This is a genomic window from Aeromonas rivuli (assembly GCF_000820045.1).
GTDB lineage: Bacteria > Pseudomonadota > Gammaproteobacteria > Enterobacterales > Aeromonadaceae > Aeromonas > Aeromonas rivuli.
Window position 1 is genome coordinate 23453 of the sequence record NZ_CDBJ01000082.1, and the last position, 6738, is coordinate 30190.

Here is a 6738-nt window from a genome sequence, read left to right on the forward strand (position 1 = left end):
GTTGCCAGGGTGCGCTGACCACCTTGATTGTGCATATCAGGCACCCTGCCGTTATCCCCTGGTTATTGCAGACCCTTCTCTTTCAGGAACTGGCTGACCAGATCGGCAATCTGCACATTGTTCAGATCGGAGAAGGGGAAGTGGGTGTTGCCCTTGATGCCGATCTCGGGCAGATGGACGACGGTGACATCCCCTCCGTGCTGGTTGACCAGATCCCGCCATTCACGGGCCATCGCCAACCGGACTCGCCAGCTGTCCTGGGCGGGCATGGCGGTCGGTTGGCTTGGGATGTTGTCGCCATACAGGATCAGCACCGGGATCCTGGTCAGGCTCATGAACTGCGCCATCGTCACCGGCTCCCCCTTCAGGGTATCGAACGCGCTAGGCATGGAGGCTGGCAACGCCTGCTCAGGGAAGAGGAAGCCACTGCCTGGTTCGAACGCGACTATGGCCTTCACCTTGTTGCTTTTTATGGCAGTATGCCAGCCCGGTCCGCCCCCCTGAGAATGGGTGAACAGGATGGCCGGACCACTCTTGTCCAGCACAGCCGCCATGGCATCGGCGATGACGTTGACATCAAAGGGCCCTGTATTGGGGGTCATCTGGCGGAAATACTGGTTCAGCACCGCTTGATCCTGCGAGAACTGGACCTCTTTGAAATAATCCGGCCAGACGCCGAGGCGGAACTGATTGAACCACAACTGCTCATCCGGCTTGGGGGCCACTGTCCCCTCCACCATGCTACGACCCGCGCTGCCTCTACGGGGTTGATCGACCAGATAGGTCGCAAACCCCCGGCGCAGGAACAGGGTCTGGAAACCTTCCCGGCCATCCGGCGTGGTCTGCCAGGTACGGGAAGACTGACCCGCGCCGTGAAGCATGACGATCGGATATTTGTGCGGGTTGGACGGGATCTGATAGAGGACGCTGGCGTGATCCCCATGGTAGCTCTGACCGGCAGGCTCCAGTGGTTTCTTGCGGTCGAAGGTGCCGGGTGCGGTGACGACGGCGCCCCCCGCAGCAAAGCTGCCTTGCTCCTGGATCACCAGGGGATCGGCATGAGCGGGGGCCACAAGCACCCCTGCCAGCATGCAAAAAAGCAACGATTTACTGAGTCTCTTCATGGTTGTGTTCCCTTGTTTGGCATCAAGCATCAATCCTGTTTACGTAATGAACGTCACCTGTCGCCATCACGACGATGACCTGTCTGCCTCGCCCAAAGATGAGATCAAGTCCCTCTGGCCTCCAGCCACCGGGCTACTGTCTCGGTCGTTCGCCTCTCCTGATCGCACTCCATGATCAGTGGTGCATCTCGCCGGGCACCTGACGCCAGTCTGGCGAGTACCGCCTCGCTATCCCCGATGCCATAGCCACCGTGGGTGATCAAGAAGCGCTTGATCACGCCCAGGGGCGGTACCAAGGTGCACTGATTGGGGATCGGGCTGACTGTTATTCCCCCGCATGCTCAATTCCGGTCCCCGGCGACGGCGGTGCGATAATCACCCTCGCTCACCTGCGCAAGCCAGGTCACCACCTGGCCATCCTGCCGTTCAGCCAGTGCCAGGTGGGTCATGGGAGTATCTGGTGCCGCACCATGCCAGTGCTTCACCCCAGCCGGGATCCAGACCAGATCCCCTGGCCGGATCCCCTGGACAGGGCCTTCTGCCATCTGCACCCGCCCTACCCCGCTGACCACGTAGAGGGTCTGGCCCAAAGGATGGGTATGCCAGGCGGTGCGCGCCCCCGGCGTGAAGCTGACCAGGCCGCCAGAGATGGCGGCGGGCGCCGTGCCCTGATACAGCTGATCCACATAGACATCCCCGACGAAGAATTCGCTGGCACCTTGGGTTGCAGGCACCAGCCCCGGGGAAAATACCTGTATCGTCTGATCTTTTGCCTCAGCCTGGGCAAGCGTGGTTGCGGATATTGGGTTCATTGTCGACTCCTGTGCTTTAAAAATGTGTCACTCGCGCCACCAGGCGCTGCCCTCATGGGGGATCAGCACGTTCAGGGGCTCGCCCATCACCGGGGTGGTCAATAGGATCTGCTGCTCGGTGGCCAAACGGACTATCTGCTCGAGCGGGTCATCCCACGAATGCATGGCCAGATCGAAGGTGCCGTTGTGGATCGGATAGAGCCACAGCCCGCGCAGATCGTGAAACGCCTGCGCCGTCTGCGCCGGCAACATGTGCACGTACTCCCAGCGCTTGTCGTAGGCCCCGGTCTCGAGGAAGGTCATATCGAACGGGCCGAAACGCCTGCCGATCTCCTTGAAGCCATCGAAGTAACCGCTGTCACCGCTGAAGAAGAGAGTGGCTCCCTCCCCGCGAATGACCCAGGAAGCCCACAGGGTCTGGTTGCCATCGCCCAGGCCACGGCCGGAAAAGTGCTGGGCCGGGGTGGCGATGAACTCAATGCCGCCGACCCGGGCCTGCTGCCACCAATCCAGTTCCCTGACCTTGTGCCGGGGGACACCCCAGGCAACCAGGCGCGCCCCCACCCCGAGCGGCGTGATGAAGTGGCTGACCTTCTCTTCCAACGCCAGGATGGCGTCATGGTCGAGGTGGTCGTAGTGATCATGGGAGAGGATCACCGCCTCTATGGGGGGCAGCGCATCCAGGGTGATAGGCGGGGCGTGCCAGCGCTTGGGGCCAAACCATTGCACCGGCGAGGCGCGCTCGCTGAACACGGGGTCCGTCAGCCAGAACTTGCCCTGCAACTTAAGCAGCAGACTGGAGTGGCCGAGGCGCCACACACTGTTGTCCGGGGCGGCCATCAGCCCCTCACGGCTCATGGCCTGCACCGGGATAGCGCGATCCGGCACAGTGCCATCAGGCTTAGCGAACAGAAAATCCCACCAGAGCCGTACCCCTTCCCAGGTGCTGCGCTGCGGCAGTGCCACGACATTGCTGAATTGACCCGCCTGATACTGGGAAGAGTCAGGGTGCGCGGGCAGGCCCGGTTTCAATACATAGGAAAAGATGCCTGCCATCACGGCTCCTGTTAGCAACCAGAGAGAGCGCCGGCCCCTTGGAACGGCGCGAGAGAGTACAGAAGGGTTCTGCATTCATGAGACTCCTGTTGTGGATCCGGCCTTAGCGACCCACGTTGTGCTGCAGGTGTGACGGATAGCGATCCCCCTCCACCTTGATCCCGACCAGGGCACGCTGGATGTCTCCCAGATCGGTGGCGCTCAGTGCCACCCGAGCTGCGCCCAGGTTCTCCTCGAGCCGATGCAGCTTGGTGGTGCCGGGAATGGGGGCAATCCAGGGCTTTTGTGCCAGTAGCCAGGCGAGCGCAATCTGGGCAGACGTCACCCCCTTGCTGGCCGCAAGGTCGCTCAATACCTCGACCAGATGCTGGTTGGCCTGGCGCGCCGCCTCGGCAAAACGTGGGACTATGTTGCGAAAATCCGAGTCATCGAATCGGGTATCGGCTTTGATGGTCCCGGTCAGGAAGCCCTTGCCGAGGGGGCTGAAAGGGACGAATCCGATACTCAACTCCTCCAGCAACGGCAGGATGGCCTGCTCCGGTTCGCGCCACCAGAGGGAGTATTCGCTCTGCAGCGCCGCCACCGGCTGCACGGCGTGGGCGCGACGAATGGAGTCGACACCGGCCTCGGACAGACCGAAGTGGCGTACCTTGCCCTCCTGGATAAGGTCTCGCACTGTGCCAGCCACCTCTTCCATGGGGACATCGGGATCGACCCGGTGCTGGTAGAAGAGATCGATCACATCGGTGTTGAGGCGGCGCAGCGACGCCTCCGCCACGGCGCGGATGGTGGCCGGGCGGCTGTCCAGCCCCTCCGAGACCTTGCCGTGCTTGAAACCGAACTTGGTGGCGATCACCACCTTGTCCCGGAACGGGGCGAGAGCCTCCCCCAGCAACAGCTCGTTATCGCCTGGGCCATAGGCCTCGGCGGTGTCGAAGAAGGTCACCCCCAGTTCATGGGCGCGGCGGATCAGGGCGATGGCCTGCCCCTTGTCCGTGGCCGGGCCATAGCCAAAGCTCAGCCCCATGCAGCCCAGACCGATGGCCGACACTGTCAGCCCGCTGTTACCCAAAGTACGTGTTTGCATGATGGATCCCTTTTCTTGAAAGGCGCTCTCCTTGGAGAGCGCCATGGTGTGGGTGCGTGGCACCCACTCACCTGGAGTGATGGCTGGCGACTCGCGGCTCAGTCATGACGGCGGACAGGGAGGCACCGCCACTTACATGGCCTTGCGAAGGATGGTGGCCAGCACCTCCTGGGTGTAGGTCTCGGCCAGACCAAACCAGCGGGCGTTGCCCTTGAGGTTCTCCAGGATGGCGGGCAGGTCCGCCTCCGTGATGCCGAGCTGGGAGAGGCGGGTCGGCGTGCCTATCTTGTCGAACCATTTTTCAAGGGCGGCAATGCCTTCTTCGGCGGTGTTCAAGCCAAACAGCTGCTGAGCAAAGCGTTCGAACTGAGCCGGATTCTGACCATGGAACCACTTCATCCAGGCGGGCATCACCACAGACAGGCCGGCGCCATGGGGCACATTGAACAGGGCGGAGAGCGCGTGTTCGATCATGTGGTTGGGGTAACCAAAACCCGAAGTACCCGCATAGGTCAGACCATTCAATGCCAGGGTCGCAGCCCAGGCGAACTCGGCGCGGGCGTTGTAGTCGGCGGGATCCGCCAGCAACTGCTCCGTGGTCTCCAGCACGGTGGCGATGACGGACTCCACCAGGCGGGACTGAATTTTCGGCTGCACCTTGGCGGTGAAGTAGCCCTCGATGGAGTGGGCTATGATGTCCGCCGCCGAGTAGACCAGATAGTCGCGGGAGACCGTCTGCATCAGCGCCGGATTGACGATGGAGACTTTCGGGAAGGTGTGCACCGAGTTGATGGCGAACTTCTCTTTGGTGTCATCGTTGGTCACCACGGCGCCGCTGTTCATCTCGCTGCCGGTGGCAGCCAGGGTCAGGATGGCAAACACCGGCAGCGCCGCCTCGATCTGCCCCTTGCCGACAAACAGATCCCAGACATCCCCCTGATAGAGGGCCCCTGCGGCAATGACCTTGGCGCTGTCGAGCACGGAGCCGCCGCCGACGCTCAGGATGGCGTCGACCTCCTGCTCCCGCGCCAGGGCGATGGCATCACGCACCTTGGAGATGAGCGGGTTGCTGACGATGCCGCCGCACGCCACGAACGAGATCCCCTGCTCGTTCAGACTGGCGCTCACGCTGGCAAAGAGGCCATCACCCTTGATGCGATCGCTGCCATAGGCCAGCAGCACTTTCTTGATGCCGTGCTGGGCCAGGATCTCGCCGATGAGGCGCTCCTTGCCGGTGCCGAACTCGATCCGGGTCGGGTTGTAAAAGCTGAAATTGTCCATCGTGCTCGTCTCTCTGTCTGGGTTCATGCCGGGAGGCTTGTCGATGAGCTGAACTATAAATGGGCAACAAACATCGAACTAGACGGCAAATGGATGAATCAGTTACAACTAAATGATGTAAATCGACGAGAAAGACCATGATCAGCGAATTGAGATCCATCACCACCTTCGTGCGCACGGTGGAACTGGGTAGCCTCAGCAAGGCAGCCGAGGCCCAGCAGATCTCCCCTCAAGCCGCCAGCAAGGCACTGAGGCAACTGGAGACCTATCTCGGGGTGAGGCTGTTCCATCGCACCACCCGCAGCATGTCGTTGACCGAAGAGGGCCAGCGTTTTCTGGAAGCCGCCCAACCCGCCCTGCTCGGCCTGCAACAGGCGCTGTCAGCCGCGAGGCAGACCCGGGAAGCATTCGCCGGCCCACTGCGGATCGTGGGACCACGCTCGGTCGCGCAGATGATTATCGGCCCAGTGCTGGACGAGTACTGCCGGCTCTACCCCGAGGTCCAGCCGGATGTGCAGCTCGATGACCGTATCGGCAACTGGGTAGAGGAGCGCGTCGATGTGGGTTTGCGGATCGGCCTCTCGCCGCAGGATGGGCTGATCGCACGCCGCCTGTTTCCCTTGCAGCTCATCATCTGCGCCTCCCCCACCTATCTGCGCAAACATGGGGTACCGCAGACGCTGCACGATCTGGGCGTGCACCGCTGCAGCGTGTTTCGTCATGCCGGCACCGGCCACCTTATTCCCTGGCATGTAAAGCTTGGTGAGAGCGTGCAGGACCATCTCGTTCGCCCGGCGATCTCCACCAATGACGAGACGGTGGAGCTGGGCGCCGTGCTGGCGGGAGAAGTGATAGGCCAGATCGCCGGGCCGACGGCGGCGGCGCACATCCGGGCCGGCCGCCTGGTTCCCCTGCTGCTCGACCACATGACAGACATGTACAGCCTGTTTCTCTACTACGGCAGCCGCGCGGCCCAGCCCGCCCGGGTACGCCGCTTCATCGATCTGGCGGTCGAGCGTCTCACCGACAGCCCGGAGTTCGTGCTCGACGCCGAGGAGCTGCGCCTCGCCCATGCTCGGGGAGTCGGGGATGCAATCCCCTGATAAGGAGCGATAAGCAGGTGATCGCGCTGTCACATAGACAGGAGTACCAGGCGACGGCTGACTGACGAAGAGCCCTCCACGAGAGATCGGCGGGCTTATGGTGACGCAAGGGTGCCCCAGGATGTTTCCAGCATCAGCCAAAGGAGTCTGATTGACTAACCCGGCTTTTCTTCGACGCCAATGACAACCTCGTAGTCGGCCAAGAGACGCCTTTTGACCCTTCGAGATCCTTGACGCATGCGCCGGGTGGCAGACGGTTGGCGGGTTGGCGGGTT

6 protein-coding genes are annotated in these 6738 nt (G+C 62.2%); 1 reads left to right on the forward strand and 5 read right to left on the reverse strand.

Annotation, left to right across the window (positions count from 1 at the left end; all coding sequences use genetic code 11):
- Window positions 1-62: 62 nt before the first annotated feature.
- The 5 genes from BN1130_RS18670 to BN1130_RS18690 form a co-directional block, all read right to left on the reverse strand.
- Window positions 63-1124: an alpha/beta hydrolase gene (locus BN1130_RS18670; protein WP_042043878.1), complete on the reverse strand. Its 1062-nt coding sequence runs from the start codon at window positions 1122-1124 to the stop codon at window positions 63-65.
- A 341-nt stretch (window positions 1125-1465) separates the two neighbouring features.
- On the reverse strand, window positions 1466-1936 hold the full coding sequence (locus BN1130_RS18675; protein ID WP_042043880.1) for a (R)-mandelonitrile lyase: 471 nt from the start codon (window positions 1934-1936) through the stop codon (window positions 1466-1468).
- A 27-nt stretch (window positions 1937-1963) separates the two neighbouring features.
- On the reverse strand, window positions 1964-2992 hold the full coding sequence (locus tag BN1130_RS18680; RefSeq protein ID WP_042043881.1) for an MBL fold metallo-hydrolase: 1029 nt from the start codon (window positions 2990-2992) through the stop codon (window positions 1964-1966).
- Between the two features lie 103 nt (window positions 2993-3095).
- On the reverse strand, window positions 3096-4079 hold the full coding sequence (locus BN1130_RS18685; protein WP_042043885.1) for an aldo/keto reductase: 984 nt from the start codon (window positions 4077-4079) through the stop codon (window positions 3096-3098).
- A 132-nt stretch (window positions 4080-4211) separates the two neighbouring features.
- A complete protein-coding gene (locus tag BN1130_RS18690) occupies window positions 4212-5360 on the reverse strand; it encodes an iron-containing alcohol dehydrogenase (RefSeq protein ID WP_042043883.1) in 1149 nt (382 codons plus the stop codon).
- Window positions 5361-5497: 137 nt separating this feature from the next.
- Here BN1130_RS18690 and BN1130_RS18695 point away from each other — a divergent pair, with 137 nt between their 5' ends.
- A complete protein-coding gene (locus BN1130_RS18695; RefSeq protein WP_198135313.1) occupies window positions 5498-6463 on the forward strand; it encodes a LysR family transcriptional regulator in 966 nt (321 codons plus the stop codon).
- Window positions 6464-6738: the final 275 nt, after the last annotated feature.